This is a genomic window from Allosphingosinicella indica (assembly GCF_900177405.1).
Classification (GTDB): domain Bacteria; phylum Pseudomonadota; class Alphaproteobacteria; order Sphingomonadales; family Sphingomonadaceae; genus Allosphingosinicella; species Allosphingosinicella indica.
This window is the reverse complement of record NZ_LT840185.1, coordinates 32928-59112: the sequence shown is the minus strand read 5'-3', so window position 1 is coordinate 59112 and position 26185 is coordinate 32928. Positions and strand designations below refer to the sequence as shown.

Genomic DNA, 26185 nt, shown 5'->3' with positions numbered 1-26185 from the left:
TTGTTGTCCCGTCAGGCCGGTAGCTGCCGGCGCAGATCCTCCAGCGTCTGATCGATGTGCATGCGCAGCAGCCGCGCGACGTGATCGCCGTCGCGGCTCAGCCAGGCGTCGATGATGTGGCGATGCTCCTCGTTGGCGCGCTCGTTGCGGCCGAGCGGCTCGAGATGCACGCGGACATAGCGTTCGGAAAGGATGTGCATCCGCTCGATGATGGTCGCGGTCACCGGCTGCGCGGCGGGGCGGACGAGCGCGAGATGGAAGGCGCGGTTGGCGGCGCCGACGCTGAGGTCGTGCTGTGCGGTCACCCGCTCGAGTTCGACGAGTGCGGCCTCGGCGCGGCGACGCTCCTCGTCGCTCGCCTGGCTCGCGGCGGCGGCGGTCGCGTCGGGCTCCAGCTTCAACCTCAGCGCGAACACCTCCTCCGCCTCGGCGGCGCTGAGCTGGCGGACGAAATAGCCGCGGTTGGCCTGCGATCGCAGCAGTCCCTCCTGCTCCAGCCGGGTAAGCGCCTCGCGCAGCGGAATTTTACTGACGCCAAGCTCGGCGGCGAGCGCGTCCTGCCGGATTGGCAGATCCTGGGGGACCGATCCCGCGAGAATGCGGTCGCGGACCAGTTCCGTAAGCTGTTCGGAAAGGTTGCGGACGACGATGCTCATCGTCCGCTCATAGCGCCTTCACATAGCTTGTCGTCATGTTCGTGTAGAAGGCGCGCGCGGCACGGCCTTGCTCGCGCGGGCCGTAGCTGGAGTCCGCGACACCGCCGAACGGCGCGTGATAATCGACGCCGGCCGTGGGCAGATTGACCATCTTCATCCCCGCCCGCGCGCGCCGCTTGAACTCTTCGGCGTGGAGCAAGGATCGCGTGCAGATGCCCGCCGACAGGCCGAAGCGGTTGCCGTTGAGCACCGTCATCGCCTCGTCGAACCCCGAGACGCGGAACACGCCGGCGACCGGGCCGAAAATTTCCTCCTGCCCCAGCGTTCCTTCCGGCGCGGCGCAGTCGAAGAGGGTGGGGGCGTAGAAGCACTGCTCCATCGCCGCCCCGCTTCCGCCGAATACCGGCTTGGCGCCCGAGGCCTCGACCGCAGCCACCTGCCGAGCGATCGTCTCCTTCTGGTGGGGCGCGGCCAGCGGACCGACCTGAGTTGCGGCGTCGGTGGGGTCGCCGATCTTGAGCGCCGCCACGCGCTCCCGCACGGCGTCGATGAAGCGGTCGGCGATCGCATCCCCGACGATCATCCGGGAGGTCGCGGTGCAGCGCTGGCCGGCCGCGAAGAAGGCGCCGTTGACCGCGCAGTCTACGGCATTGTCGAGGTCCGCGTCGGCCATCACGATCAGGCCGTTGACGCCGCCCATCTCGAGCTGGACGCGTGCGCCGCGCTCGGCGGCCGCGGCGCGCACCCGCGCGCCGGTGGCGACCGATCCAGTGAAGCTCACCGCATCGACGCCGTCCGCCTCGACGATCGCCCTGCCGGCATCGCCCATGCCGAGCAGCATGTTGACGCTGCCGTCCGGAAGCCCGGCGCCCGCGATGACCGCCATCAGCGCGTCGGCGGTGGCGGAGGCAATCTCCGACGGCTTCCAAAGCACCGCATTGCCGTAGGCGAGCGCGGGGGCGATCTTCCAGGCGGGGATGGCGATCGGGAAATTCCACGGCGTGATCGCGGCGACGACGCCGACGGGGACGTGATCGACCTCGACGATCGCACCGGGGCGGGTGGAAGCGAAACGCTCGCCCGCGTTGCGCAGGGTCTCGCCGGCGAAGAAGTCGAACAGCCGCGCGGCGCGCATCACCTCGCCCTTGGAATCGCCCAGCGTCTTGCCGGTCTCGCGCGCGATGAGCAGCGCAATGCGGTCGGCCTCGGCGCCGAGCGTCCGCCCGATCCGCGCCAGCGCGTCGGCACGCGCTTCGATGCCCGCTGCGGCGAGCGCCTCGACCGCCTGTCGCGCCGCGTCCACCACCTCGGCCACCAGCGCCGCATCCGCCTCCGGCCCCTCGACGTGAAGGTCGTCCGCACGCGCGGGATTGTCCTGCGCGAAGGCGGCAGCGCCTTCGCGGCGGTTTCCGGCGATATGATGGGCGAGTGTGATGGTTTCGATCATTGCTCTCTCATGAGACTGAGAAGCCCGCCCAGAACGGGTCTTCGCGGTCGATCCAGATGGTGTTGTAGCCGGTAGCGATCGCCGATCCCTCGATCGACGGGACGATGGCCGGCAGCTCGCCGACGCGCGCCTCGGCTTCGACCCGGCCGGTGAAGCGGCTGCCGATATAGCTTTCGTGAACGAAAGCGTCGCCCACCGACAGGCGACCCGTACCGGCAAGCTGCGCCAGCCGCGCCGAAGTGCCGGTGCCGCACGGGCTGCGGTCGATCGCGCTGTCGCCGTAGAAGACGGCGTTGCGGCCGTCGGCGCCGTCACCTTTCGGCGCGTCCGCCCACAGCACATGGCTGACGCCGCGGATCGATGCATCGAGCGGATGGACGGGCTCGTAAGCGGCGCGCACCTGCTCGCGTACGATGCGGCTCAGCGCCACCAGGCGCTCGGCGCCGAGATCGTCGAGGCCCGTATAGGCGCCCTGCGGCTCGACGATCGCGTAATAATTGCCGCCATAAGCGACATCGACGGTCAGCGGACCGAAGCCTGGCACGTCGATCTCCAGTGCCTGCCTGGCGAGATAGGCGGGCACGTTGTGGATGCGCACGGAGCGGACGCGATCGCCATCCGTGCGATAGGCGATATCGATGATGCCGGCGGGGACTTCGATCCGCAGCCCCCCTGCCTCACGCGGGGTGATGAGGCCGTTCTCCAGCCCGAAGGTCACCATGCCGATCGTGCCGTGGCCGCACATCGGCAGCGATCCGCTTGTCTCGATGAAGAGGATGCCGCAATCGCTGTCGTCGCGCGTCGGCGGATAGAGGAACCCGCCCGACATCATCGCGTGGCCGCGCGGCTCGAAGCAGAGGCCGGTGCGGATCCAGTCGAACCGTTCGAGGAAATCCAGCCTCCGCTCCGCCATCGACGCGCCGCGCAGCGGCGGCGCGCCGCCGGCCACCAGCCGGACTGGGTTTCCAGCGGTATGGCCGTCGATGCAGAAGAAGGTGTGGCGCATCGGCGTCAGGCGGCCGCCCTGGTGAGCGTCGGCCGCGTCGCTGCGGCTTTCTCGACCATTGCGATTACCTCCGCGCGGCGCGCGCCGGCGAGCGGCATGCGGGGCATGCGCACGCGCTCCGATCCGCGGCCCATCACCTGCTCGGCGAGCTTGATCGACTGGACGAGATCATGGTCTGCGTCGAGATGGAGCAGCGGCATGAACCAGCGGTAGATCGCGCGCGCTTCGTCGAGATCGCCGCGCTCGACCGCCGCGATCAGCGCGACGGATTCCTGCGGGAAAGCGCTGGTCAGCCCAGAGACCCAGCCGACAGCGCCGAGCAGCAGCCCTTCGAGTGCCACATCGTCCAGGCCCGCCAGGACGAGCAGGCGGTCGCCGCAGCGGTTGATGACGTCGGTCACGCGCCGCGAATCCGGCGCGCTTTCCTTGATCGCGACGACGTTGGGGATTTCGGCCAGCCGTTCGAGCACGTCGAGCCCGATTGAGACGCGATAGGCGGGCGGGTTGTTGTAGAGCATCACCGGCAGCGCGGTCGCCTCTGCGACCGTCTTGAGATGGGCGTAGAGCTCGTCCTCGGTGGGGACATAGACCATCGCGGGGAGGACCATCAGCCCATCGACCCCCGCGGCTTCGGCATCGCGCGCGAAGGCGACGGCACGGTCGGTCGAGAGTTCCGAGACGCCCGTAATCAGCGGCACGCGCCCCTTGAGCTTGCCGACCGCCCCTTCGAGCACGGCGCGCTTTTCGTCGGGGAGCAGCGAATTGTTCTCCCCCACCGTGCCGAGCAGGACGAGCCCGTCTACCCCGTTATCGACTAGCGCCTGCTGCACCTTCACGGTGGCGGGAAGATCGAGGGATAGATCGTCGGCAAATTGCGTGGTGGCCGCGGGATAGACACCGTGCCAAATCGGTCGCGTGTATTTCACCAAGATCCTCCATTGAGCCTCGGTATCGTATACGGTATATTATCGAGTATGCCAATCGGGAAATCGGGACCTGCCGAAACGGCGATCGTCATCGGCGGGGGGATCATCGGGTTAAGCTCCGCGCTGCATTTGGCGATCAAGGGCCTTCGCGTCACGATTGTCGATCCCCAATTTCCGTGCCGGGCGGCGTCGTGGGGGAATGCGGGCCATATCGCGGTGGAACAGGTCGAGCCGCTGGCCTCGATGGCAGTGGTGCGCAGCCTCCCGAAACGGCTGTTTCCGGCGGGCCCGGTGGCGCTGCCGTTGCGCGATATCGACACTTGGCTGCCTTTCACGCTGAAGCTGGTCCGCGCCGCCGCACCCGATCGGTTCGCGCGCGGCAAGCGGGCGCTCGGCGCCTTGCTGGTCGAGGCACTTCCCGCCTGGCAACGGCTTGCCGATACGGCAAGCGCGGGCGATCTCGTCGTCGCGGACGGCCATTACGTCGTCTGGGAAAGCCCCGCGACGGCCCGCGACGGCCGTGCGGCATGGGAAGCGGCGGACAAGGGCACGACGCACATCCGCGATCTGACGGCGGACGAGCGCGCCGGGCTGGCGGCGCTGCTCGGGCGCGATCCGGCTGGTGCGGCCCGTTTCGAGGGGACGGCACGTATTGCCGATCCCGATCTGCTTGCGGAGGCGCTCGATGCGGCCTTCGCAGCACTGGGCGGCGAGAGGCATACAGCGGCAGTGCGCCGCATCGCGTCCGACCAAGCCTCCGTGGTTCTCGACGACGGCAGCATCTTGTCCGCCGATTGCCTCGTCCTCGCGGCCGGCGTCGCCTCGCGCGATCTTCTCGCGCCGCTCGGCCACAAGGCGCCGCTGATCGCCGAGCGTGGCTATCATATCCAGTCCGCGGCCAGTGATTGGCCTGCGGACTTTCCGCCGGTCGTGTTCGAGGACCGGTCGATGATCGTCACCCGCTTCCGCTCCGGCATCCGTGCTGCCGGCTTCGTCGAGTTCGCGCGATCCGCGAGCCCGCCCGATCCGCGCAAGTGGGATCGGCTGGAGGCGCATATCGATGCGCTCGGCCTGCCGTTCGATAGGCCTCGTGCGCGCTGGATGGGCGCGCGGCCGACCTTGCCTGACTATCTTCCGGCGATCGGCCGCAGCCGCCGTGTGCCCAACCTCTTTTATGCCTTTGGGCACCAGCATCTCGGCCTCACGCTCGCGCCTGCGACCGGCGAGGCGATCGCGGCGCTCGTCACCGGCGATGCACCCGCGCTAGACCTTTCGCCATTCGACATCGCACGCTTCGAGGGACACGCATGACAATCGGTATCGGCGGATCGACGGCTGCGGCGGAGCTCGCCGCGCTCACTCCCTGGCAGGACCGCGCGCCGCCCATCATGCGCGAGGAGAGGCTCGCGCGGATCGAACGCGCGCGTTCGCTGACCGCCGCGGCGGGCGCCGATGCGCTGCTGATCGGTGCGGGCGCCAGCCTCCGCTATTTCGCCGGCGTGCCGTGGGGTGCGACCGAGCGGCTGGTCGCGATGCTGCTGCCCGTCAAGGGCAGCCCGGTCGTCATCTGCCCGCGGTTCGAGCTCGGCACGCTGGAAGCGGATCTCGCGATCGATGCCGACATCCGGCTGTGGGAAGAAGACGAGAGCCCGTCGGCGCTCGTATCCGGTGCCTTGAAGGATGCGGGCGCGGCGCGACTGGCGGTCGATCCCGATATGGCGTTCGTGATGGTCGATCGCATCCGCAGCGCCGCGCCATCGGTCGCGCTGATCGACGGATCGCAGATCGTGACCGGTTGCCGCTCGATCAAATCCGCTGTCGAACTGGCGCTGCTCGGCCAGGCGAAAGCTATGACGCTGGAGGTGCAGCGCCGCGCCGCGCGCATCCTCGCGCCCGGCATCACCGCCGCGGAGGTGCGCCGCTTCATCGACGAGGCGCATCGTGGCTTGGGCGCCGCGGGGAGCAGCTTCTGCATCGTCCAGTTCGGCCGCTCGACCGCCTTCCCGCACGGGCTTCCCGGCGAATCGGTGCTCGCCGAGGGCGACATGGTGCTGATCGATACCGGCTGCACCGTCGAAGGCTATAACAGCGACATCACCCGCACTTATGTGTTTGGCGATGCGGATGCCGAGCAGTGCCGCATCTGGGAGGTCGAGCGCGAGGCGCAGCAGGCCGCTTTCGATGCCGTCCGACCTGGCGTGCCCTGCGCCGCCGTCGACGATGCCGCCCGCGCGGTACTGGAAAAGGCGGGGCTTGGGCCGGACTACCGGCTGCCCGGCCTGCCGCATCGCACCGGTCACGGCATCGGCCTTTCGATCCACGAAGGCCCCTACCTGGTGCGCGGAGACCTGACCCCGCTCGTCCCCGGCATGTGCTTCTCCAACGAGCCGATGATCGTAGTCCCTGATCGCTTCGGCGTCCGCTTGGAAGATCATTTTCATGTGACCGAAGACGGCGCCGTCTGGTTCACGGAGCCCTCGCCCTCGCTCGACGCGCCGTTCGGAGAAGCCAGATGAAGATCATGCCGTGGATGCTCGCCGCGCTCGCGCTTTCCTTAGCTTCGCCCGTCACCGCCGCGCCGTCGGCCGAGCAGGAAAAAGCCGCGATCCGCGACGTGATCGCGCGGATGCAGGCGGCGTGGAACCGGGGAGATTTCCGCGGCTATATGGCAGGCTTCGCCAACCCCGACGTGATCTTCGTATCGCGCGGTAAGTTGCAGGACGGCTGGCAGGGGACGCTGGATCATTACATCCGCGATTATGGCGGCTCAGAGAATCTGCGCGGCAATCTGCGCTTCTACGATATCCGCATCGAGATGCTGGGGCCCGATGCCGCGCAGCTCATCAGCCGCTATCGGCTCAGCCGCCCGAAGAACACGCAGGACGGGATCAACACCCGGCTGATGCGCAAGCGCGAGGGCAAGTGGGTGATCGCGCTCAATCATGTCTCGGCGACCGAAACGCCCTAGGGGCGGCGCCAGTGGCCCGTCTCCATCCAGCGGAGCAGCGGCTTCAGCGGGAAGATCCAGATGATGCCCGCGACGGTGTAATAGAGCGCGAGCAGCGGCCACGGCGCCGTCTCGATCATCTCGCCGATCGTGACCGCGATTACCGCCCAGCCCGCGATCAGCAGCAGGATCATCGCCATGCCCACCGGCTGGCGCCATGTCGGTTCGCGCCTCACCGGCAGTCGATCCAGCGCGAAGGGGTGACGATCGCATCGAGCGGGGCGTCCCACGGATCGGCGGGCAGGGCGTCTTCGCTGATCTGCATGTCCCAGGCCACGCCTATGGCTTTCACGTCGCTCGCGGCGCGGAGATGCGCGAGCGCGCGGTCGTAATGGCCCTTGCCCAAGCCGATGCGGGTGCCGTGCCGATCCGCTAGCACCAGCGGCACCAGCACGATGTCGGGCGCGAGCGCTTCGGCATCGCCGGGTGGCTGGAGCACGCCCCACGGCCCGGGTTCGGTCGCCGGCGCCGCGCGGAACATCATCCGCGAATCGCGGTCAGCGAACCACGGCAGCGCCGCGGCCTGGCCGGGGGTCAGCGCGTCGAGGATCGCGAGCGGGCTGATTTCGTCCCTCATCGGATGATAGCCGGCGACCGCGCGCGCGGAGCCAAGATGGGGCAGGGCGATCGCGGCCAGCGCCGCCTCCTGCGCATTACGCGCGTCGGCGTCCAGCGCACGCGCAAAGGCACGCCGCGCATCGCGCGCCGCTTGCCGCCTGTTGGGCTTGGAGGGGGGTGACGGGACCGCCATGGCCGTTTGCCGGAATATCCTCTGACGCCTCAACGTCAGGTGGGGACCATTTGCGTCGGACCAGGGTCCGGGCAGGGACAGCCCCCGAGGATGTCTTATCGCCTCAGGGATGTTCGCAAGAGCTCGTACCGGGCAGAACCCGTCATCGCCCTATCTAGGAAGTCGCGGCGTCCTTCTCAAGCCTGTCGGCCAGCGACTCGAAACGCGCGGCAAGCTGCTCCAGCGCCTCGGCCATCGCCGGATCGGCAGCAGGCGCGGGCGCGCGCCCGGCGCGGATTTCGACCAGCTCGTCCGCCATCAGCAGCGATGCGAACAGCAGGTGCCGCGCCTCGCCCATGTTGCCGACCGCAGCAGCGGCTTCCTTCGCCTTGGCATCGACTGTGCGGGCGAGCGTCTTGAGATGCTCCTCCTCGCCGTCGCGGCAGGCCACCGGATAGCTCCGGTCGCCGACCATGAGGTCCACGGTCGCCATCAGCGCGCCTCCACTTCGAGCAGCCGGTCGATCTGGGTGATCGCGCTCTCCACCTTGTTGCGGAGCGCCTGATGCGTCGCGCGGAGTTCGATGAGTTCGCCGTCGTCGCGCTGCGGTTGCGGGCGCGGCGCGGATGCCGCCGCCTCGATCCGGGCGAGGGCCCGCTCGATCCTCTGAATCGCCGCCTGGGCGCGTTGGTCTGCCATGCCCGACGAATAAGCCTGCCGCGTTCAGGCGGCAAGCGTCCAGCGCGCGGCTCGGCGCCGGGGCGGGGCGGTTGACGGGCGCGGCTCCGCGCTTAAAGGAGCCGGGCAGGCCGGGCCGCGAGTCCGCGCCCCTTCCCATGCCCGATGAGGACCCAGCCTTGACCGCGCACCCCAAGATGCTTGCCGACGCCATCCGGGCCTTGTCGATGGATGCGGTGCAGGCGGCCAACAGCGGCCATCCCGGCATGCCGATGGGCATGGCCGACGTCGCGACGGTGCTGTTCACCGAAGTCCTCAAATATGATCCGCAGGATCCCGACTGGGCGGACCGCGACCGTTTCGTGCTGTCGGCGGGGCACGGATCGATGCTGATCTATTCGCTGCTCCACCTCACCGGCTACGCGCACCCGACGATCGAGGAACTGTGTGGCTTCCGCCAGCTCGGCAGTCCCTGTGCCGGACATCCCGAAAATTTCATGCTCAAGGGCGTGGAATGCACCACCGGACCGCTGGGGCAGGGGTTCGCGATGGCGGCCGGCATGGCAATCGCCGAGCGGCACCTCAACGCCGTGTTCGGCGACGATCTCGTCGATCATCGCACCTGGGTCATCGCGGGCGACGGCTGCCTGATGGAAGGCATCAATCACGAGGCGGTCGGCCTCGCCGGCCATCTGAAGCTCGGCCGGCTCAACGTGCTGTGGGACGACAACCGGATCACCATCGACGGCGGCACCGATCTCTCGACCTCGGAGGACATCCCCGCCCGTTACGCCGCCTCGGGCTGGCACGTCGCCGAGTGCGACGGCCATGATTTCGATGCGATCCGCAAGGCGCTCGCCGAGGCGCAGGCCGATCCGCGGCCCAGCCTCGTCCGCTGCCGCACGATCATCGGCAAAGGCGCACCCAACAAGCAGGGCACCAGCGCCACCCACGGCTCGCCGCTGGGCGCCGACGAAGTGGCGGCCGCGCGCAGGGAGCTGGACTGGAGCTATCCGCCGTTCGAAATCCGCGATGAGGTGCGCGATACCTGGGCCGAAGCAGGCCGTCGCGGTACGGAGGCACGCCGCGCTTGGGCCGGCCGGCTTGACGCGCATTCCGACGCGGCCGATTTCCACCGCCGCATGGCGGGCGAGCTTCCCGCCGATATCGGCATCAAGGCGCATGTCGATGCTCTGATCGCCGCGCCGCAGAAGATCGCGACGCGCAAGGCATCCGAGCTGGCGCTCGAGGCAATCAACGCGGCGCTGCCGGAGACGGTCGGTGGCTCGGCCGATCTCACCGGATCGAACAATACCAAGACCAAGGCGATGACACCGCTGACCGCCGACGACTACGCCGGCCGCTACATCTATTACGGCATCCGCGAATTCGGCATGGGCGCGGCGATGAACGGCATGGCTCTGCATGGCGGCGTCATCCCCTACGGCGGCACTTTCCTGGTGTTCAGCGACTATTGCCGCCCGGCGATCCGCCTGTCGGCGCTCCAGAACGCGCGCGCGATCTACGTGATGACGCATGATTCGATCGGCCTCGGCGAGGACGGGCCGACTCACCAGCCGGTCGAGCATGTGATGAGCCTGCGCCTCATCCCGAACCTCGCGGTTTTCCGCCCCGCGGACGCGGTGGAGACGGCGGAATGCTGGGAGCTCGCCCTTAAGCGCAGGGACGGCCCGTCGGTGCTGGCGCTGACCCGCCAGAACCTGCGCCAAGTGCGGACCGAGGCTGCGGGCGAGAACCTTTCCGCGCGCGGCGCCTATCGCCTCCGCGCCGCCAAAGCCGAGCGCCGCGTCATCCTCATCGCCACCGGTTCCGAAGTCGAGATCGCGCTCGACACCGCCGACCGGTTGGAGGCGAAGGGCATCGGCGCCGATGTCGTCTCGATGCCGTCCTGGGAGCTTTTCGCGCAGCAGGCTGCCGCTTGGCGCAATGATGTGCTGCCCGATCTGCCGCCGGAAAAGCTGCTCCGCGTCTCGATCGAGGCGGGCACCACGCTCGGCTGGGAGCGGCACACGATGGTGAAGGGGCTGCGCTTCGGCCTCGACCGCTTCGGCGCCTCCGCGCCGGCGGAGGATTTATTCAAGCATTTCGGCCTCACCGCGGACGCCATCGCGCCGCAGATCGAGGCCGCGCTCAAAGGAGATCAATGACATGGCGACCAAAGTTGCGATCAACGGTTTCGGGCGTATCGGCCGCCTCGTGGCGCGCGCGATCCTGGAGCGCCCCGACAGCGGGCTCGAACTGGTCGCGATCAACGATCTCGCCGACGCCGAATCCAACGCTTTGCTGTTCAAGCGTGACAGCGTCCATGGCGCCTATGCCGGCGAGGTAAAGGCCGACGGCAATGACCTCGTCATCGACGGCAAGCGCATCAAGGTTACAGCGGAGCGCGATCCCGCGGACCTGCCGCACAAGGATAACGGCGTCGATCTCGTCCTTGAATGCACCGGCTTCTTCACCGATCGCGCGTCGGCCGAGAAGCATATCGCGGCGGGCGCCAAGAAGGTGCTGATCTCGGCCCCCGCGAAGGGCGTCGACTTGACCGTCGTCTACGGCGTCAACGACGACAAGCTGGAGGCGGGGCACACCATCGTCTCCAACGCGTCCTGCACCACCAACTGCCTGGCGCCGGTCGCCAAGGTGCTCAACGACGCGATCGGCATCGAGCGCGGGCTGATGACGACGATCCACGCGTATACCAACGACCAGAAGATCCTCGACCAGATCCATTCCGACAAGCGCCGCGCCCGCGCCGCCGGCATGTCGATCATCCCGACCACCACCGGCGCCGCGCGCGCGGTGGGCGAGGTGCTGCCCGAGCTGAAGGGCAAGCTCGACGGCTCCGCCGTCCGCGTGCCGACGCCCAACGTCAGCCTCGTCGATCTCACCTTCACGCCGAAGCGCGATACCGATGTCGCGGAGGTCAACGGCCTGCTCAGGAAGGCTTCCGAGAGCGGCCCGCTCAAGGGCATCCTCGCCTACACCGACGAGCCCCTGGTCTCGATCGACTTCAACCATAGCCCGGCAAGCTCGACGATCGACAGCCTCGAAACCGCGGTGCTGGAGGGCAAGCTCGTCCGCGTCGTCTCCTGGTACGACAACGAATGGGGCTTCTCGAACCGCATGGTCGACACCGCCGGCGCGATGGCAAAGCTGGGCTGATGGCTGGTCTCCCCTCCCGCTTGCGGGAGGGGTCGGGGGAGGAGCTGTTCCGCCCCACTGCCCGCCGCCGACAAGCCCTCCCCTAGCCCCTCCCGCAAGCGGGAGGGGGAATTGATCGAGAGGAAACATGACCGCCTTCAAGACCCTCGACGATCTCGGCGACATCCACGGCAAGCGGGCGCTGGTGCGCGTCGATCTCAACGTGCCGATGCACGATGGCGCGGTGAGTGATGATACGCGTTTCCGCGCCACGCTCCCCACCGTCACCGAGCTTGCCGACAAGGGCGCGATCGTCCTGCTGCTGGCGCATTTCGGCCGGCCCAAGGGCGAGAAGCGGCCCGACATGTCGCTGTCGCTCGTCACCCGCGGCTACAGCCATGTGCTCGGCCGCCAGGTCCAGTTCGTGCCCGATTGCCAGGGTGATGCGGTCGCCGACGCGCTGAAAGTACTGCGTCCCGGCGACGTCGCGATCCTCGAGAACACCCGCTTCCACAAGGGCGAGGAGAAGAACGATCCTGCGCTCGTCAAGGCGATGGCGGCAAACGGCGATCTCTACGTCAACGATGCCTTCTCCGCCGCGCACCGCGCGCATGCCTCGACCGAGGGGCTCGCGCATCTGCTCCCGGCCTATGCAGGCCGCGCGATGGAAGCGGAGCTGAAGGCGCTCGAAGCCGCGCTCGGCAATCCCGAGCGGCCGGTCGCCGCGGTGGTCGGCGGCGCCAAGGTCTCGACCAAGCTCGGCGTGCTGAAGCATCTCGTCGCGAAGGTCGATCATCTCATCATCGGCGGCGGCATGGCCAACACCTTCCTCGCCGCGCGCGGCGTCGATGTCGGCAAGTCGCTGTGCGAGCACGATCTCACCGGCACTGCCGAGGACATCCTCGACGCGGCGGAGCGCGCGAACTGCACCGTCCACCTTCCTTACGACGTGGTGGTCGCCAAGGAATTTGCCGCCAACCCGCCGTCTCTGCGCACCTGCAATGTCCACGAGGTCGCCGCAGACGAGATGATCCTTGATGTCGGCCCCGCCGCGGTCGAGGCGCTGTCGGACGCACTCAAGAATTGCCGGACGCTGGTCTGGAACGGGCCGCTCGGCGCCTTCGAGACACCGCCGTTCGATGCGGCCACCGTCTCGCTCGCCCGCTATGCCGCGGCGCTGACGCAGGAAGGAACGCTCGTTTCGGTCGCCGGCGGCGGCGATACCGTCGCGGCGCTCAACCATGCCGGGGTCGCGGACGATTTCACCTTCGTCTCCACCGCCGGCGGCGCCTTCCTCGAATGGATGGAGGGCAAGGAGCTGCCGGGCGTAAAGGCGCTGGAACCTGCCGCATGATCACCATCCAGGCGATCGATCATGTCGTGCTGCGCGTCGTCGATCTCGATCGCGTCGCGGGCTTCTACATCGACGTGCTCGGCGCGCGGTGGGAGAAACGTCAGGAAGCGGTCGGCCTCTACCAGCTTCGCGTCGGCACATCGCTCATTGATCTGGTGCCGATCGACGGCAAGCTCGGCAGCATGGGCGGCGCGGCGCCCGGCAAAGAAGGCCGCAACGTCGATCACGTCTGCTATCGCGTGCTGCCGTGGGACGGCGCCGCGATCCTCGCCGAGCTGAACGAGCATGGCATCGAAACCGAGATTGTCTCGCGTTACGGTGCGGAGGGCGAGGGGCCGTCGATCTATCTCGCCGATCCCGAAGGCAATACGCTGGAGCTGAAGGGCCCGCCCTGGGCGCCGGTTCCGCGCGACGCGCGCGGTTGAGCCGTACATTCCATCAGATCAAGGACAGACGATGCAACATTCCGAAATGCTGGCGAAGATCGAGACGGGCAAGGGCTTCATCGCGGCGCTCGACCAGAGCGGCGGATCGACCCCCAAGGCGCTCAAGGGCTACGGCATCGAGGAAGGCGCGTGGAGCGACGAGCAGGAGATGTTCGGCCTCATCCACAAGATGCGCAGCCGCATCATCAGCTCCCCCGCTTTCACCGGCGACAAGGTGCTGGGCGCGATCCTGTTCGAGCGGACGATGGATGGCGAGGTGGGTGGCAAGCCGACCCCCCAGGCCCTGGCCGAAAAGGGCGTCGTCCCCTTCATCAAGATCGACAAGGGGCTGGAGGACGAGGCGAACGGCGTCCAGATGATGAAGCCGATGCCGGAGCTGGACGCGCTGCTCGCCCGCGCCAAGGGGCTCGGCGTGTTCGGCACCAAGGAGCGCTCGGTCATCAACCTAGCCAACCGCGAGGGCATCGCCGCCGTCGTGAAGCAGCAGTTCGAGGTCGGCCGCCAAGTGCTCGCCGCGGGGCTTGTGCCGATCATCGAACCCGAAGTCAGCATCAAGAGCCCCGAACGCGCCGAGGCGGATGCGATCCTGCTCGACGAACTGACCAAGGCGCTCGACGCGATGCCGGGCGACGACAAGGTGATGCTCAAGCTCAGCCTGCCGGCCAAGGCAGGGCTGTTCGATAGCCTCGTCGATCATCCCCGTGTGCTGCGCGTCGTCGCGCTTTCGGGCGGGTACAGCCGCACCGACGCCTGCGCCGAGCTCGCCAAGAACCGCGGCGTGATCGCCAGCTTCAGCCGCGCGCTCCTCGAAGACCTCCGCGCCCAGATGAGCGACGCAGAATTCGACGCTGCGCTCGGCTCGGCGATCGACGAGATTTACGCGGCGTCCGTAACAAAGGCGTGATCGGAATGCCCGCCCTCGTCATTGCGAGCGAAGCGAAGCAATCCATACGCCGGTGGATTGTCGCGTCGCTCCGCTCCTCGCAATGACGGGAAAAGACATGGATGAAGACGCTCTCGCGCTCGACCCCGAGTTCGCCGCGCGCTTCCAGCGCGACGAGGCGCGGGGGGATTGCCAACTCTACCTGATCTCGCCGCTCGATGTCGGCGGCGACTTCCCGGACCGGCTGGCAGCGGCGCTCGACGGCGGCCCGGTCGCCGCCTTCCAGTTTCGCGTGAAGGGCGCCGATCAGCATGAAGCAGCGCGGCTCGCGGAGCCGCTCCAGCGACTTTGCGCGGATCGCGATGTTGCTTTCATCGTCAACGACGACATGGCGCTCACCAAGCGCATCGGCGCGGACGGCGTGCATCTGGGGCAGGGCGACGGCGATCCGCGCGAGGCGCGGGCCTTGCTCGGCCCATCGGCGCAGATCGGCGTCACCTGCCACGATAGCCGCCATCTCGCGATGGACGCGGGCGAGGCGGGCGCGGATTATGTCGCGTTCGGCGCCTTCTTCCCGACGACCACCAAGGAGGTCCGCCACAGGCCGGAGCCCGTAATTCTATCATGGTGGTCCGCCCTGTTCGAAATTCCCTGTGTGGCGATCGGCGGAATCACCCCCGCAAACGGCCGGTCGCTGGTCGATGCGGGAGCTGATTTCCTCGCGGTGTCTGGCGCGGTCTGGAACGATCCGCTCGGTCCGGGTGCCGCAGTGGCCGATTTCGCGGAGCTTCTGCGCCGCGCCGAATGAGGCAACTTGTTTCGGCACCGGCGCGTTGAGCGCGGGACCGAAAAGGAGCTTGCCCGTGACCCGTCGTAAAGTTGCGTTCGCTTATCTCGCCGCCACGGCGCTCGTCGCCACCGGCGCCGCTTATGCCCAGCAATCCGCCGCGCCGAGCCCGGGCGTCGAACCCGCGGCATCCTGGGTGCCGCCGGGCACGCAGGGCTCGCCGATCGACGGCACCATCTTCCACGCGCAGGTGCTGCTCGATCGCGCCGGTTTCACGCCCGGCGTGATCGACGGCCGCAAGGGCATGTCGTTCGAAGGCGCGGTGAAGGGGTTCCAGGAATCGCGCGGCCTCAAGGTCACCGGCGAACTCGACGGGCCGACCCGTGCCGCGCTGATGCAGGACCGCGCGCCCTCGACGCTGATGCTGCGGATCGACGAAAGCGACGCGCGCGGCCCATTCTTCCAGATCCCCAAGGAGCCCGCCGATCAGGCCAAGCTCGAGCGGATGGGCTACCGCAACCTCATCGAGAAGATCGCCGAGAAATTCCACACCACGCCGCGCGCGATCGTCGATCTCAACGGCCCCGGCAAGACGATCGGCGCGGGATCGGTGCTGCGCCTCCCCAACGTGCTGCCGTCCGGTCGCAATTACGCGGGTGTCGAACCGGAAGTCGCGCAGATGCTGAGCGACTATAACGTCTCCGCCAGCCAGCCGAAGGCCGATCGAGTCGTCGTCGACAAATCGGATGGGGTGCTCCGCGCCTATGACGCCGAGGACAAGCTTATCGCCCAATTCCCCGCGACGATGGGCAGCAAGCACGATCCGCTGCCGCTGGGGAACTGGAAGATTCAGGGCGTCAGCCTCAACCCGGACTATCAGTTCAATCCGGAAATCCTGCGCACCGCCAAGGCGAGCCAGGGCAAGCATGTCCTGCCGCCGGGGCCGAACAATCCGGTCGGCGTCGTCTGGCTCGATCTCAACAAGCCGCACTACGGTATCCACGGCACGCCCGAACCCTCGACCATCGGCCGCGCGCAGAGCAACGGCTGTGTGCGCCTTACCAATTGGGATGCCGCCCGGCTGGCGTTGATGGTCAAGCCCGGCACCCCGGCGATCTTCCAGGCATGAAGGGATTCGGCACTTTCCTCACTATCGTCGTGACGGCGGTGGTGACGTGCCTCTTCACCAGCCTGTTCTGGATCGCCGCCTACAGTAGCGGCAGCAAGGGCGAGGCGGAGCAGGCCGCCTCGGGCGATCCGCCACCGCCCAAGGCTCAGCCCGACGCCCCGCGCACGGTCGCGGTCGCGCCGTCCGGGCTTGCCTTGCCGGTGGCGGGCGTGCGGCCCGATCAACTCGTCGACACCTACAACCAGGCGCGGGCTGGCGGCGATCGTTCGCACGACGCGATCGACATCATGGCGCCCGCTGGGACGCCGGTCGTCGCCGCCGCGCCGGGCACGGTGGAGAAGCTCTTCTTCAGCGAAGGCGGCGGCGGCATCACCGCCTATGTCCGCTCAAACGACCGCAACTGGATTTATTATTACGCACACCTGCAATCCTACGCGCCGGGGCTTGCCGAAGGACAGCGCATAGCGCGCGGCGCGCCGGTCGGCCTCGTCGGCAGCACCGGCAATGCCAGCCCCGAAGGTCCGCACCTCCATTTCGCGATCCATCGCACGGCGCCAGCCGCCTCGTGGCATGAGGGCGAAGCGATCAATCCCTACCCGCTCCTTGCCGGAAAGGCCCCCGCCCGCTAAGGCCCGCGCGGCTCTTTTCAATCAGCAGGTAGATCATGAAGATCAGCGGCGTGGACATCCGTCCCGGCAATATCATCGAATATGAAGGCGGCATCTGGCGCGCGGTGAAGATCCAGCACACGCAGCCGGGCAAGGGGGGCGCCTACATGCAGGTCGAGCTCAAAAATCTGATCGACGGCCGCAAGAACAATGTCCGCTTCCGCTCCGCCGAGACGGTCGAGCGCGTCCGCCTCGATACCAAGGACTTCCAGTTCCTGTTCGCCGACGGCGACGATCTGACCTTCATGGACAAGGACACCTACGAGCAGATCATGCTGCCGCGCGACCTGCTCGGCGACGCCGCGGCCTTCCTGCAGGACGGCATGGACGTCATCATGGAGCTGCACGAGGAGAAACCGATCAGCGTCCAGCTTCCCGACACGATCGAGGCAGTGATCGTCGAGGCGGATGCGGTGGTGAAGGGGCAGACCGCCTCTTCGAGCTACAAGCCCGCGATCCTCGACAACGGCGTGCGCGTTATGGTGCCGCCGCACATCTCTTCGGGCACCAAGATCGTCGTCGACGTCTACGAACAAACCTACGTCCGCCGCGCGGATTGAGCATTCCCCTCCCGCTTGCGGGAGGGATTAGGGGAGGGCGTGTCGAAGGCCGCGCGCTTTACCTTCCAGAAACAGGCCCTCCCCCGGCCCCTCCCGCACGCGGGAGGGGAGGAGCATCAACATGGTTTCCCATTCCGGCCTCATCACCGTCATGCAGAAGGCCGCGCGCAAGGCCGCGCCGCGGCTGCGCCGCGATTTCGGCGAGGTCGAGCAGCTTCAGGTGAGCCGCAAGGGCCCGGCCGACTTCGTGTCGATGGCCGATCGTCGCGCCGAGCAGACGGTGATGGAAGAGCTTCGCCATGCGCGGCCCGACTGGGGCTTCGTGATGGAGGAAACGGGGATCGTCGAGGGCGATCCCACCAAGCCGCGCTGGATCGTCGATCCGATCGACGGCACCACCAACTTCCTCCACGGTATCCCGCATTTCGCGATCTCGATCGCGGTGCAGGAATCGCGGCCGGGCGGCTGGGGCGATATCAGCCACGGCCTCGTCTATCAGCCGCTCACCGACGAGAGCTTTTGGGCGGAGAAGGGGCGCGGCGCCTGGCTGCAGGATCGGCGTCTCCGCGTCTCGTCTCGCCGCGATCTCGCCGACGCACTGGTCGCGACCGGCATTCCGTACAAGGCGCATGGCGATCTGCCGCGCTTTAACCGCATTCTCGATGCGCTTGCGCCTGAAGTCGCCGGTATCCGCCGCTTCGGATCGGCTGCGCTCGATCTCGCCTGGGTCGCGGCCGGCCGGTACGACGGCTTCTGGGAAGAGGATCTGCAGCCCTGGGATATCGCCGCCGGTCTGCTGCTGGTGCGCGAGGCGGGCGGTTTCGTCACCGATTATCGCGGCGCCGATCGCACGCTGGAGACCGGCCAGGTGCTCGCCGGTAACGACCAGCTCCACAGCCGCCTTCACAAGCTCGTCGCCAACGCGCTGCGCTAGCACCAAACGACAAGTGCCCGGACATCGCTGCCCGGGCACCCGTGTGACGTTCGGCAAGCCAAACGCCATCCCCCTTTAGAAGCGACCACGGCCCGCACGCATCCCCCACCTCGCCGGGGGAGCGGGGCCGAAGCCTCCCCGAACCGTGGCCTTGCCATCGGTTTCGTGAGGCGAGGGTTAACGGATGCGCTGGCCGGCTGTCACCCGCGAATTGCCCTTTGGTGGCTTTTCGGCCAGCCGCTGTTGCCACGCCGCAACAGCCCTGCGGACCCCCAACCGCGGTTGCTTTGCCTCTGGGCGCTCCCTAAGGGCTGGAGCCACTCCACGCCCTATCCAGGACGCCCGATGCGCCTTTCCCGTTACTTCCTGCCCGTCACCAAGGAGACGCCCGCCGATGCGCAGATCGTCAGCCACAAGTTGATGCTGCGCGCAGGCCTCGTCCGCCAGACCGCCGCGGGAATCTACGCATGGCTGCCGCTCGGCCAGCGCGTGCTCAAGAAGATCGAGCAGATCGTCCGCGAGGAACAGGATCGCGCGGGCGCCGTCGAATTGCTGATGCCGACACTGCAGTCAGCGGAGCTGTGGCGCCAGTCGGGACGCTACGATGCCTACGGCCCCGAGATGCTGCGCATCCGCGACCGGCACGATCGCGACATGCTCTACGGCCCCACCAATGAGGAGATGATCACCCAGATCTTCCTCGGCAACGTCAAATCCTACCGCGATCTGCCGCGCATCCTCTACCACATCCAGTGGAAGTTCCGCGACGAGGTGCGCCCGCGGTTCGGCGTGATGCGCGGCCGCGAATTTCTGATGAAGGACGCTTATTCCTTCGATCTCGACGAGGCCGGCGGGCGGCACAGCTACAACCGGATGTTCGTCGCCTATCTCAACACCTTCGCGCGGATGGGGCTGCGCGCGATCCCGATGCAGGCCGATACCGGGCCGATCGGCGGCGATCTCAGCCACGAGTTCATCATCCTCGCCCCGTCGGGCGAGAGCGAGGTCTTCTATCATTCCAACTGGGAGAAGGCGCCCGAGCTCTCCGCGGTCGATTTCGACGATGTCGCCGGGCTCCAGTCGATCGTCGACGGCTATACCGCCGATTATGCGGCGACTGACGAGAAGCGCGATGCGGATCGCGAGGCAGCCGCCGGCGAAGCGCTCCGCCAGTCGCGCGGCGTCGAGGTCGGCCACATCTTCTTCTTCGGCACCAAATACAGCGGGTCAATGGGGATGAGCGTCCAGACGAAGGACGGGACGAACGTCTATCCGCAGATGGGCAGCTATGGCGTCGGCGTATCGCGGCTGATGGGCGCGATCATCGAGGCGAGCCATGACGATGCGGGCATCATCTGGCCGGAGAGCGTCGCGCCGTACAAGGTCGGCCTCGTCAACATGCGCGTCGACGATGCCGCCTGCAGCGCGGCGGCGGATGACCTGTACCGCAAGCTGGAAAGCGCTGGCGTCGAGACCCTCTACGACGATCGCGACGAGCGCGGCGGCGCCAAGTTCGCGACGATGGACGTGATCGGCCTGCCGTGGCAGCTCATCATCGGCCCCAAGGGGCTGGAGAAGGGCGTGGTCGAACTCAAGCGCCGCGCCACCGGCGAGCGCGAGGAATTGAGCATCGACAGCGCCCTCAAGCGGCTGGGCGCGGCATGATCTTGCTCCGCGCGGGCACACCGTCATGATTCTCTCGCGCTACGAACGGATGGTCGCGGGGCGTTATCTTCTCCCCGGCAAGGGCGAGGGGTTCATCTTCCTCGTCGCCTCAATCAGTTTGTTCGCGGTCACCCTCGGCGTCGCTGCGCTGATCATCGTGATGAGCGTGATGAACGGCTTCCGTGCCGAGCTGTTCGACAAGGTCGTCGGGCTCAACGGCCATGCGGTGATCCAGGGCTATGGCGGCCGGCTCGAGGGCTGGCGCGTGATCGCATCGGAGGCGCAGAAGACGCCCGGGGTGGTCTCCGCGCTGCCGCTGATCGAGCAGCCGTTGATGGCAAGCTATTCGGGCCGGGTCGAAGGCGTCCTGGTGCGCGGCATGCGCACGCAGGACATTCTGTCCAACCGGTCGATCAAGGGCAATGTCGTCGCCGGATCGCTGCAATCGCTCCAGCCCGGATCGGACAATGTCGCGATCGGGGTGCGGCTGGCGGAATCGCTTGGCGCGCAGCTCGGCGGGCAGATCAGCCTCATCAGCCCGCAAGGCCGCGACACGCCGTTCGGCACGGTGCCGCGCATCGTCTCCTATACTGTCTCGGCGATCTTCGAAGTCGGCGTCTATGATTACGACAAGGCGTTCGTGATCATGCCGATGGAGGATGCGCAGACGCTGCTCATGCTCGGTGATGCGGTCGGCATGGTCGAGGTGAAGACGGTCGATGCGGACAAGGTCGGCGAGATCCTCGCGCCGCTCGCCCAGCGCTTTTCGAGCCAGGCCGCCGTCGCCGACTGGCGCAGCATGAACTCGGCGCTGTTCGAGGCGCTGTCGGTGGAGCGGGTGGCGATGTTCGTCATCCTCTCGCTCATCATCCTGGTCGCGGTGTTCAACATCCTCTCGTCGCTGATCATGCTGGTGCGCGCCAAGACCCGCGACATCGCGATCCTGCGGACGATGGGCGCCTCGCGGAACAGCCTGCTGCGCGTGTTCATGACCGTCGGCATCACCATCGGCACGCTCGGCACGATCGCCGGCCTGGCGCTTGGTGCGGTGGCGCTTTACTTCCGCCAGCCGATCGTCTCCTTCGTTCAGTTCGTCACCGGCCAGAACCTCTGGGATCCCTCGATCCGTTTCCTGACCGAGCTCCCCGCCAAGACCGATCCGTTCGAGGTGCTCGCCGTCAGCTTCATGTCGCTGGGCTTCAGCTTCCTCGCGACGCTCTACCCCGCGTACAAGGCGGCGAGCACCGATCCGGTGCAGGTGCTTCGCTATGAGTGACGTGCTGATCGTCGAGGATCTGCGGCGCAGCTTCACCCAGGCCGGCGTCACGATCGAGGTGCTGCGCGGCGTGAACCTTCGCGTCGGCCCCGGCGAGATCGTGGCATTGCTCGGCCCGTCGGGCTCGGGCAAATCGACCCTGCTCCAGGCGGTGGGTCTGCTCGAAGGCGGGTTCGAAGGTTCGATCCGTATCGGCGGCGAGGAAGCGGCGCGGCTCGACAATGACGGGCGGACGCGGCTGCGGCGCGATGCGCTGGGCTTCGTCTACCAGTTCCACCACCTGCTGCCCGATTTCAACGCGGTCGAGAATGTCGTCTTGCCGCAACTCATCCACGGCGCCGACATGCCGGCGTCGCGCGCGCGGGCGGATGGATTGCTCGACGCGCTCGGTCTCGGCCATCGCCTCAGCCACCCGCCGAGCAAGCTGTCGGGCGGCGAGCAACAGCGCGTCGCGGTCGCCCGCGCGCTCGCCAACCGGCCCGCGCTCGTGCTCGCCGACGAGCCCACCGGCAACCTTGACGAGGCGACCGCCGACATCGTCTTTGCCGAGTTCCTGAAGTTGGTGCGGGGCGAAGGCTCGGCGGCGCTGGTCGCGACCCACAACGAGCGGATCGCCGCGAAAATGGACCGCGTGCTGCGCCTCCACGACGGCCATATCGAATAGCGCGGCTTGGAGCGCGCCCGCGCCCGCGCTAGGATCGGGCGCATGACCTATCGGATATGGACGCCGCTCGCGGCTGCGGTGCTGGTCGCAGGCTGCAACCCGGACAATGGTGCTTCTGGCAATATCGATCTTTCGCTGCCCGATGGCGACGCCGCGGGCTGCGCATCGGCCGCTTCGCTCGCCGCTGTCCGGGAGGATGCCTTCCGCCGTATCCGCGCCGCGGTCGGTGCGGACCGGGATGCGATCACGGCACTCGATCAGGCGGCGAAAGTGACGATTGCAGGCGCGTCCGAGGTCGCCGACGGCATTTGCGGCGGCACTTTGGTGATCGCCGCGCCGGGCATCGGCGATGGCGGCCGCGCCGAGGAGGCGATCGAGTATCGCGCCGCGGGCGAATCCGGCCGCGTCATCGTCCAGGGTGGCGAGGCGATGTTCGACCGGCTGGCAGGATACAATCCCCGTGCCGCAGCGCGTCCCAGCCCAACCCCGACACCTGAGCCTTCGCCCGAACCGGAAGAGAATGTGAGTTCCATCCCGCTCGATCCGCTGCCGCCCGCGCCGCCGACCGACGGCGAAGGGCCGGGGCGCGTGAAGACGCCGCCGGTGCCGCAGGAAATGCTCCCGGTCGGGCCCGAGGGCGAATAGCGAAAGCTGTGGACAAGCCGGGGTTACACCTTCCCCCCGGCAGCGCGAACGCCCATAGTGGACGGATGGCCGCGCCTTATGTCCCGCTGCGTATCTTCTCTTGCTACTCCATGCTCGACGGCGCGATCGAGCCCAAGGCGATTGCCAAGCAGGCGAAGAAGCTGGGCTTTCCCGCCGTCGCGCTGACCGACCGCAACGGCCTCTATGCCGCGATGGCGTTCACCGACGCGTGCAAGGCAGAAGGCGTCCAGCCGATCGTCGGCGCGATGCTCGGCGTGGCGCGGCCGGGTGGGCAGGGGGCGATCGACTGGCTCGCGCTCTATGCGCAGGACTCCGCCGGTTACGACAATCTCTGCGCCTTGGTCTCCACAGCGCACCTCGGACGCCCGGTCGAAGAGGGCGCGCACGTCACGCTCGATGCGCTGGCCGGGCGCACCGATGGGCTGATCGCGCTCACCGGCGGCGCCGATGGCGCGCTCGCCCGGCTGCTCGCCGAGGAGCAGGCCCCGGCCGCGCACGAGTATCTTTCGCGGCTGGAAGCGCTGTTCCCGGGTCGGCTCTATATCGAACTGTGTCGCCGAGGTAATGCGGTCGAGGAAGCGGCGGAAGCCGCGTTGGTCGATCTGGCATATGCGCGCGATCTGCCGCTCGTCGCGACCAACCCCGCGCGCTTCGCCGAAGCGGCCTTCCATCCTGCGCACGACGCCATGCTCTGTATCGCGCAGTCGAGCCAGATCGACCGCGACGATCGCGAGCGCTCCTCTCCCGAAGCGTGGATCAAGCCGGCGGAAGACATGCGCGCGCTGTTCGCCGATCTGCCCGAGGCGATCGATAATAGTGTGATCGTCGCGCAGCGCTGCGCGGTGGGCGCGCCCAAGCGCAAGCCCATCCTCCCCAGCATCGCCGGCGATCTGGAAGCTGAGGCGGAGCAGCTCCGCCGCGACGCCCGCGCCGGGCTCGAGACGCGGCTGGCCCAATATAACGATCTCTCCAAGGAGGCTCGGCAGGCCTATTTCGATCGGCTGGAGTTCGAGGCCGACGTCATCATCGGCATGGGCTTTCCCGGCTATTTCCTGATCGTTGCGGATTTCATCAAATGGGCGAAGGAACAGGGCATCCCGGTCGGCCCGGGCCGTGGCTCGGGCGCCGGGTCGGTGGTCGCATGGTCGCTCACCATCACCGATCTCGATCCGCTGAAGCTCGGCCTCCTCTTCGAGCGTTTCCTCAATCCCGAGCGCGTCTCGATGCCGGATTTCGACATCGACTTCTGCGAAACGCGGCGCGGCGAGGTGATCCGCTACGTCCAGGCAAAATATGGCCGCGATCAGGTCGCGCAGATCATCACCTTCGGAAAGCTGAAGGCCCGCGCGGTACTGAAGGATACCGGACGCGTTCTCCAGATGCCGTATGGCCAGGTCGATCGGCTCGCGAAGCTGGTGCCCAACCACCCGACCGACCCGTGGACGCTTGAGCGTGCGCTGAACGGCGTCAGCGAACTCGCCGCTGAATATAAGTCGGATCGCGACGTGCGTCGGCTGTTCGATCTGGCGATGAAGCTGGAGGGCCTGCCGCGCCACAGCTCGACCCACGCCGCGGGCGTGGTGATCGGCGATCGCCGGCTCGACGAACTTGTCCCGCTTTACCGCGATCCGCGCTCCGACATGCCGGTCACCCAGTTCGACATGAAGTATGTCGAGGGTGCGGGCCTGGTGAAGTTCGATTTCCTCGGCCTCAAGACGCTGTCGGTGCTCCGCAAGGCGGTGGAGATGCTCGCGCGGCGCGGCATCGCGGTCGATCTCGACCGGCTCGTCTGGGACGATCCGGAGGTCTTCGAGCTCCTGAAGCGCGGCGAGACGGTCGGTGTGTTCCAGCTCGAATCGGAAGGCATGCGGCGCACGCTCGCAGCGGTGAAGCCGACCAATTTCGAGGACATCATCGCACTCGTCTCGCTTTACCGCCCGGGACCGATGGACAACATCCCGATGTTCGGCGCGCGTAAGAACGGCCGCGAGCCGATCGCCTATCCGCATCCGCTGCTCGAGGATGTGCTGAAAGAAACCTACGGCATCTTCGTCTATCAGGAGCAGGTCATGCAGGCGGCGCAGGTGCTCGCCGGCTACAGCTTGGGCGAGGCCGATCTGCTGCGCCGCGCGATGGGCAAGAAGATCCAGTCCGAGATGGACGCCCAGCGCGAGCGGTTCGTCACGGGCTGCGCGGCGCACGACATCGCGCCACCCAAGGCCAACGAACTGTTCGACCTCATCGACAAGTTCGCCGGCTATGGCTTCAACAAGAGCCACGCCGCCGCCTACGCGCTCGTCGCCTATCAGACCGCGTGGCTGAAGGCGCATCATCCGGTGGAATTCTACGCCGCGTCGATGTGCTTCGACACGCACCAGACCGACAAGCTGGCGATCTTCGTCGAGGACATGCGCCGGCTCGATGTCCCCTGCCTGCCGCCCTCGGTGAACCGCAGCGAGGCGGAGTTTTCCGTCGAGGCGGCAGGGGACGGCCACGCCGTCCGCTATGCGCTGGGCGCGCTGAAGGGCGTCGGCGGCAAGGCGATGGAGCAGCTCGTCGCCGAACGGACCGAGCGCGGCGGCTTCGCCAGCCTCGACGATTTCGCCGAACGGGTCGATCCGCGCCTCCTCAACCGCCGCCAGATCGAAAGCTTGGCCGCGGGTGGCGCGTTCGACGAGATCGCCCCCGACCGCGCCGCCGTCCACGCTGCGGCTGAGACGATCCTTGCCCATGCGGCCAGCGCCGAGGATGCGCGCACCAGCGGGCAGGGGGGTCTGTTCGGGGGAGAGAGCAACGTCGTGCCTATCCGCATGCCCAAGGCGGAAAGCTGGACGCTTGCCGAGCGGATGGCGGCGGAGAAGGAGGCGTTCGGATTCTATTTCTCGGCGCATCCGGTCGATCGCTACCGTCACCTCGCCGAAGCGCATGGCGCGCGGACGTTCGCCGCGCTCTCCGCTCTGCCCGCTTCGGCGGATGGTGGCCGCACCGGCGGGGTGATGGCGGGGCTGATCGAGGATGCCCGCTGGCGCACCTCGGCGAAGGGCCGCCGCTATCTGATGGCGACGCTCTCCGACGCCTCCGGCCAGTTCGTCGCGACCGTGTTCGACGATGCCGCCGCGGCTGCGGTGGAGGAGGGCGCGCGCTCCGGCCTCTGCGCCCTGCTCAACGTCGAACTCGACCGGCGGCCCGGAGAGGAAACGCCACGCGTCACCATTCGCTCGCTCCAGCCGCTCGAAAGCCTCGCCGGCCGCACCCGCCTCCAGATCGTCGTCGAGGTCGAGGACGCCGCCACGGTGCCGCGCCTCGCCGCGGCGGTCGCGTCCGCGCGCGGCGGCAACGGCCAGCTCCGCCTCCAGGCTGAGACGGAACGCGGCCCGGTCGAACTGCTGCTCGGGCGTGATTTCCTGCTCGATGCCGAGCTGGAGGCGCGCATCGCCCGGCTTGACGGGGTGCTTTCGGTCCGCCTCGCCGTCGCCGAGGCGCCGCGTTTGGCGCTGGTGTCCTGACCGCCGCCCCGGGGGGCTTCGCATCGCGGCCGTCTTCG

General features: G+C 67.7%; 26 protein-coding genes. 18 read left to right on the top strand and 8 right to left on the bottom strand.

Annotation, left to right across the window (positions count from 1 at the left end):
* Positions 1 to 11: 11 nt before the first annotated feature.
* The 4 genes from B9N75_RS00320 to B9N75_RS00305 are packed head-to-tail and all read right to left on the bottom strand — an operon-like array spanning position 12 to position 4035.
* Positions 12 to 656: a GntR family transcriptional regulator gene (locus tag B9N75_RS00320; protein WP_085216992.1), complete on the bottom strand. Its 645-nt coding sequence runs from the start codon at positions 654 to 656 to the stop codon at positions 12 to 14.
* Between the two features lie 7 nt (positions 657 to 663).
* Positions 664 to 2103 (bottom strand): aldehyde dehydrogenase family protein, encoded by a 1440-nt coding sequence (locus tag B9N75_RS00315; RefSeq protein ID WP_085216991.1) that lies wholly within the window; start codon positions 2101 to 2103, stop codon positions 664 to 666.
* Between the two features lie 7 nt (positions 2104 to 2110).
* Complete coding sequence (locus B9N75_RS00310; RefSeq protein WP_085216990.1) at positions 2111 to 3109, bottom strand: 4-hydroxyproline epimerase; 999 nt, start codon at positions 3107 to 3109, stop codon at positions 2111 to 2113.
* Positions 3110 to 3114: 5 nt separating this feature from the next.
* Complete coding sequence (locus B9N75_RS00305; protein ID WP_085216989.1) at positions 3115 to 4035, bottom strand: dihydrodipicolinate synthase family protein; 921 nt, start codon at positions 4033 to 4035, stop codon at positions 3115 to 3117.
* Positions 4036 to 4083: 48 nt separating this feature from the next.
* Here B9N75_RS00305 and B9N75_RS00300 point away from each other — a divergent pair, with 48 nt between their 5' ends.
* The 3 genes from B9N75_RS00300 to B9N75_RS00290 are packed head-to-tail and all read left to right on the top strand — an operon-like array spanning position 4084 to position 7003.
* Positions 4084 to 5346, top strand: coding sequence for an NAD(P)/FAD-dependent oxidoreductase (locus tag B9N75_RS00300; RefSeq protein WP_157123617.1), 1263 nt, complete (start codon positions 4084 to 4086; stop codon positions 5344 to 5346).
* A complete protein-coding gene (locus B9N75_RS00295) occupies positions 5343 to 6551 on the top strand; it encodes a M24 family metallopeptidase (RefSeq protein WP_085216988.1) in 1209 nt (402 codons plus the stop codon). The genes B9N75_RS00300 and B9N75_RS00295 overlap by 4 nt, the downstream gene beginning before the upstream one ends.
* Before the next feature lie 5 nt (positions 6552 to 6556).
* Complete coding sequence (locus tag B9N75_RS00290) at positions 6557 to 7003, top strand: YybH family protein (RefSeq protein WP_197685138.1); 447 nt, start codon at positions 6557 to 6559, stop codon at positions 7001 to 7003.
* Here B9N75_RS00290 and B9N75_RS00285 read toward each other — a convergent pair.
* From B9N75_RS00285 to B9N75_RS00270, 4 genes are all read right to left on the bottom strand, one after another.
* Positions 7000 to 7218, bottom strand: a complete 219-nt coding sequence (locus B9N75_RS00285) for a DUF2842 domain-containing protein (protein WP_244552371.1) — start codon at positions 7216 to 7218, stop codon at positions 7000 to 7002. The genes B9N75_RS00290 and B9N75_RS00285 overlap by 4 nt on opposite strands.
* A complete protein-coding gene (locus B9N75_RS00280; RefSeq protein ID WP_085216985.1) occupies positions 7215 to 7793 on the bottom strand; it encodes a 5-formyltetrahydrofolate cyclo-ligase in 579 nt (192 codons plus the stop codon). The genes B9N75_RS00285 and B9N75_RS00280 overlap by 4 nt, the downstream gene beginning before the upstream one ends.
* 154 nt (positions 7794 to 7947) lie before the next feature.
* Positions 7948 to 8265, bottom strand: coding sequence for a cell division protein ZapA (locus B9N75_RS00275; protein WP_085216984.1), 318 nt, complete (start codon positions 8263 to 8265; stop codon positions 7948 to 7950).
* A complete protein-coding gene (locus tag B9N75_RS00270) occupies positions 8265 to 8471 on the bottom strand; it encodes a hypothetical protein (protein ID WP_085216983.1) in 207 nt (68 codons plus the stop codon). The genes B9N75_RS00275 and B9N75_RS00270 overlap by 1 nt, the downstream gene beginning before the upstream one ends.
* A gap of 137 nt (positions 8472 to 8608) precedes the next feature.
* Between B9N75_RS00270 and tkt the strand changes: the two genes are divergently transcribed.
* The 15 genes from tkt to dnaE all read left to right on the top strand — a co-directional run bounded on the left by tkt (position 8609) and on the right by dnaE (position 26147).
* Entirely contained in the window at positions 8609 to 10618 is a 2010-nt protein-coding gene (gene tkt, locus B9N75_RS00265) for a transketolase (protein ID WP_425292401.1), read from the top strand.
* Between the two features lies 1 nt (position 10619).
* Complete coding sequence (gap, locus tag B9N75_RS00260) at positions 10620 to 11630, top strand: type I glyceraldehyde-3-phosphate dehydrogenase (RefSeq protein WP_085216982.1); 1011 nt, start codon at positions 10620 to 10622, stop codon at positions 11628 to 11630.
* 127 nt (positions 11631 to 11757) lie between these two features.
* Positions 11758 to 12963 (top strand): phosphoglycerate kinase, encoded by a 1206-nt coding sequence (locus tag B9N75_RS00255; RefSeq protein ID WP_085216981.1) that lies wholly within the window; start codon positions 11758 to 11760, stop codon positions 12961 to 12963.
* Positions 12960 to 13388: a VOC family protein gene (locus B9N75_RS00250; protein ID WP_085216980.1), complete on the top strand. Its 429-nt coding sequence runs from the start codon at positions 12960 to 12962 to the stop codon at positions 13386 to 13388. The genes B9N75_RS00255 and B9N75_RS00250 overlap by 4 nt, the downstream gene beginning before the upstream one ends.
* A 31-nt stretch (positions 13389 to 13419) precedes the next feature.
* Entirely contained in the window at positions 13420 to 14313 is an 894-nt protein-coding gene (locus B9N75_RS00245; protein WP_085216979.1) for a fructose bisphosphate aldolase, read from the top strand.
* A 97-nt stretch (positions 14314 to 14410) separates the two neighbouring features.
* Entirely contained in the window at positions 14411 to 15100 is a 690-nt protein-coding gene (gene thiE, locus B9N75_RS00240) for a thiamine phosphate synthase (RefSeq protein ID WP_425292400.1), read from the top strand.
* A gap of 55 nt (positions 15101 to 15155) precedes the next feature.
* Entirely contained in the window at positions 15156 to 16208 is a 1053-nt protein-coding gene (locus B9N75_RS00235) for a L,D-transpeptidase family protein (RefSeq protein WP_244552370.1), read from the top strand.
* Positions 16205 to 16837 carry a M23 family metallopeptidase gene (locus tag B9N75_RS00230; RefSeq protein WP_085216976.1) on the top strand — a complete coding sequence of 211 codons (633 nt, stop codon included), beginning with the start codon at positions 16205 to 16207 and terminating at the stop codon, positions 16835 to 16837. Before B9N75_RS00235 ends, B9N75_RS00230 begins: the two co-directional genes overlap by 4 nt.
* Before the next feature lie 35 nt (positions 16838 to 16872).
* Positions 16873 to 17436, top strand: a complete 564-nt coding sequence (gene efp, locus B9N75_RS00225) for an elongation factor P (protein ID WP_085216975.1) — start codon at positions 16873 to 16875, stop codon at positions 17434 to 17436.
* 121 nt (positions 17437 to 17557) lie between these two features.
* Positions 17558 to 18370 carry an inositol monophosphatase family protein gene (locus B9N75_RS00220; RefSeq protein WP_085216974.1) on the top strand — a complete coding sequence of 271 codons (813 nt, stop codon included), beginning with the start codon at positions 17558 to 17560 and terminating at the stop codon, positions 18368 to 18370.
* A 345-nt stretch (positions 18371 to 18715) separates the two neighbouring features.
* Positions 18716 to 20035, top strand: a complete 1320-nt coding sequence (proS, locus tag B9N75_RS00215; RefSeq protein WP_085216973.1) for a proline--tRNA ligase — start codon at positions 18716 to 18718, stop codon at positions 20033 to 20035.
* A gap of 25 nt (positions 20036 to 20060) precedes the next feature.
* Positions 20061 to 21311 carry a lipoprotein-releasing ABC transporter permease subunit gene (locus B9N75_RS00210; RefSeq protein ID WP_085216972.1) on the top strand — a complete coding sequence of 417 codons (1251 nt, stop codon included), beginning with the start codon at positions 20061 to 20063 and terminating at the stop codon, positions 21309 to 21311.
* The gene (locus B9N75_RS00205; RefSeq protein WP_085216971.1) at positions 21304 to 21975 is read left to right on the top strand and encodes an ABC transporter ATP-binding protein; all 672 of its coding nucleotides are present in this window, start codon (positions 21304 to 21306) and stop codon (positions 21973 to 21975) included. Before B9N75_RS00210 ends, B9N75_RS00205 begins: the two co-directional genes overlap by 8 nt.
* A gap of 42 nt (positions 21976 to 22017) precedes the next feature.
* The gene (locus B9N75_RS00200; RefSeq protein WP_085216970.1) at positions 22018 to 22620 is read left to right on the top strand and encodes a hypothetical protein; all 603 of its coding nucleotides are present in this window, start codon (positions 22018 to 22020) and stop codon (positions 22618 to 22620) included.
* A gap of 65 nt (positions 22621 to 22685) precedes the next feature.
* Complete coding sequence (gene dnaE, locus B9N75_RS00195) at positions 22686 to 26147, top strand: DNA polymerase III subunit alpha (protein ID WP_085216969.1); 3462 nt, start codon at positions 22686 to 22688, stop codon at positions 26145 to 26147.
* Positions 26148 to 26185 lie beyond the last annotated feature (38 nt).

Bases quoted from the DNA above. Each gene is read 5' to 3' on its own strand.
- B9N75_RS00320 (WP_085216992.1), bottom strand. From the start codon at position 656: ATGAGCATCGTCGTCCGCAACCTTTCCGAACAGCTTACGGAACTGGTC.
- B9N75_RS00315 (WP_085216991.1), bottom strand. From the start codon at position 2,103: ATGATCGAAACCATCACACTCGCCCATCATATCGCCGGAAACCGCCGC.
- B9N75_RS00310 (WP_085216990.1), bottom strand. From the start codon at position 3,109: ATGCGCCACACCTTCTTCTGCATCGACGGCCATACCGCTGGAAACCCA.
- B9N75_RS00300 (WP_157123617.1), top strand. From the start codon at position 4,084: ATGCCAATCGGGAAATCGGGACCTGCCGAAACGGCGATCGTCATCGGC.
- B9N75_RS00295 (WP_085216988.1), top strand. From the start codon at position 5,343: ATGACAATCGGTATCGGCGGATCGACGGCTGCGGCGGAGCTCGCCGCG.
- B9N75_RS00290 (WP_197685138.1), top strand. From the start codon at position 6,557: ATGCCGTGGATGCTCGCCGCGCTCGCGCTTTCCTTAGCTTCGCCCGTC.
- B9N75_RS00280 (WP_085216985.1), bottom strand. From the start codon at position 7,793: ATGGCGGTCCCGTCACCCCCCTCCAAGCCCAACAGGCGGCAAGCGGCG.
- B9N75_RS00275 (WP_085216984.1), bottom strand. From the start codon at position 8,265: ATGGCGACCGTGGACCTCATGGTCGGCGACCGGAGCTATCCGGTGGCC.
- B9N75_RS00270 (WP_085216983.1), bottom strand. From the start codon at position 8,471: ATGGCAGACCAACGCGCCCAGGCGGCGATTCAGAGGATCGAGCGGGCC.
- tkt (WP_425292401.1), top strand. From the start codon at position 8,609: ATGCCCGATGAGGACCCAGCCTTGACCGCGCACCCCAAGATGCTTGCC.
- gap (WP_085216982.1), top strand. From the start codon at position 10,620: ATGGCGACCAAAGTTGCGATCAACGGTTTCGGGCGTATCGGCCGCCTC.
- B9N75_RS00255 (WP_085216981.1), top strand. From the start codon at position 11,758: ATGACCGCCTTCAAGACCCTCGACGATCTCGGCGACATCCACGGCAAG.
- B9N75_RS00250 (WP_085216980.1), top strand. From the start codon at position 12,960: ATGATCACCATCCAGGCGATCGATCATGTCGTGCTGCGCGTCGTCGAT.
- B9N75_RS00245 (WP_085216979.1), top strand. From the start codon at position 13,420: ATGCAACATTCCGAAATGCTGGCGAAGATCGAGACGGGCAAGGGCTTC.
- thiE (WP_425292400.1), top strand. From the start codon at position 14,411: ATGGATGAAGACGCTCTCGCGCTCGACCCCGAGTTCGCCGCGCGCTTC.
- B9N75_RS00230 (WP_085216976.1), top strand. From the start codon at position 16,205: ATGAAGGGATTCGGCACTTTCCTCACTATCGTCGTGACGGCGGTGGTG.
- efp (WP_085216975.1), top strand. From the start codon at position 16,873: ATGAAGATCAGCGGCGTGGACATCCGTCCCGGCAATATCATCGAATAT.
- B9N75_RS00220 (WP_085216974.1), top strand. From the start codon at position 17,558: ATGGTTTCCCATTCCGGCCTCATCACCGTCATGCAGAAGGCCGCGCGC.
- proS (WP_085216973.1), top strand. From the start codon at position 18,716: ATGCGCCTTTCCCGTTACTTCCTGCCCGTCACCAAGGAGACGCCCGCC.
- B9N75_RS00210 (WP_085216972.1), top strand. From the start codon at position 20,061: ATGATTCTCTCGCGCTACGAACGGATGGTCGCGGGGCGTTATCTTCTC.
- B9N75_RS00205 (WP_085216971.1), top strand. From the start codon at position 21,304: ATGAGTGACGTGCTGATCGTCGAGGATCTGCGGCGCAGCTTCACCCAG.
- B9N75_RS00200 (WP_085216970.1), top strand. From the start codon at position 22,018: ATGACCTATCGGATATGGACGCCGCTCGCGGCTGCGGTGCTGGTCGCA.
- dnaE (WP_085216969.1), top strand. From the start codon at position 22,686: ATGGCCGCGCCTTATGTCCCGCTGCGTATCTTCTCTTGCTACTCCATG.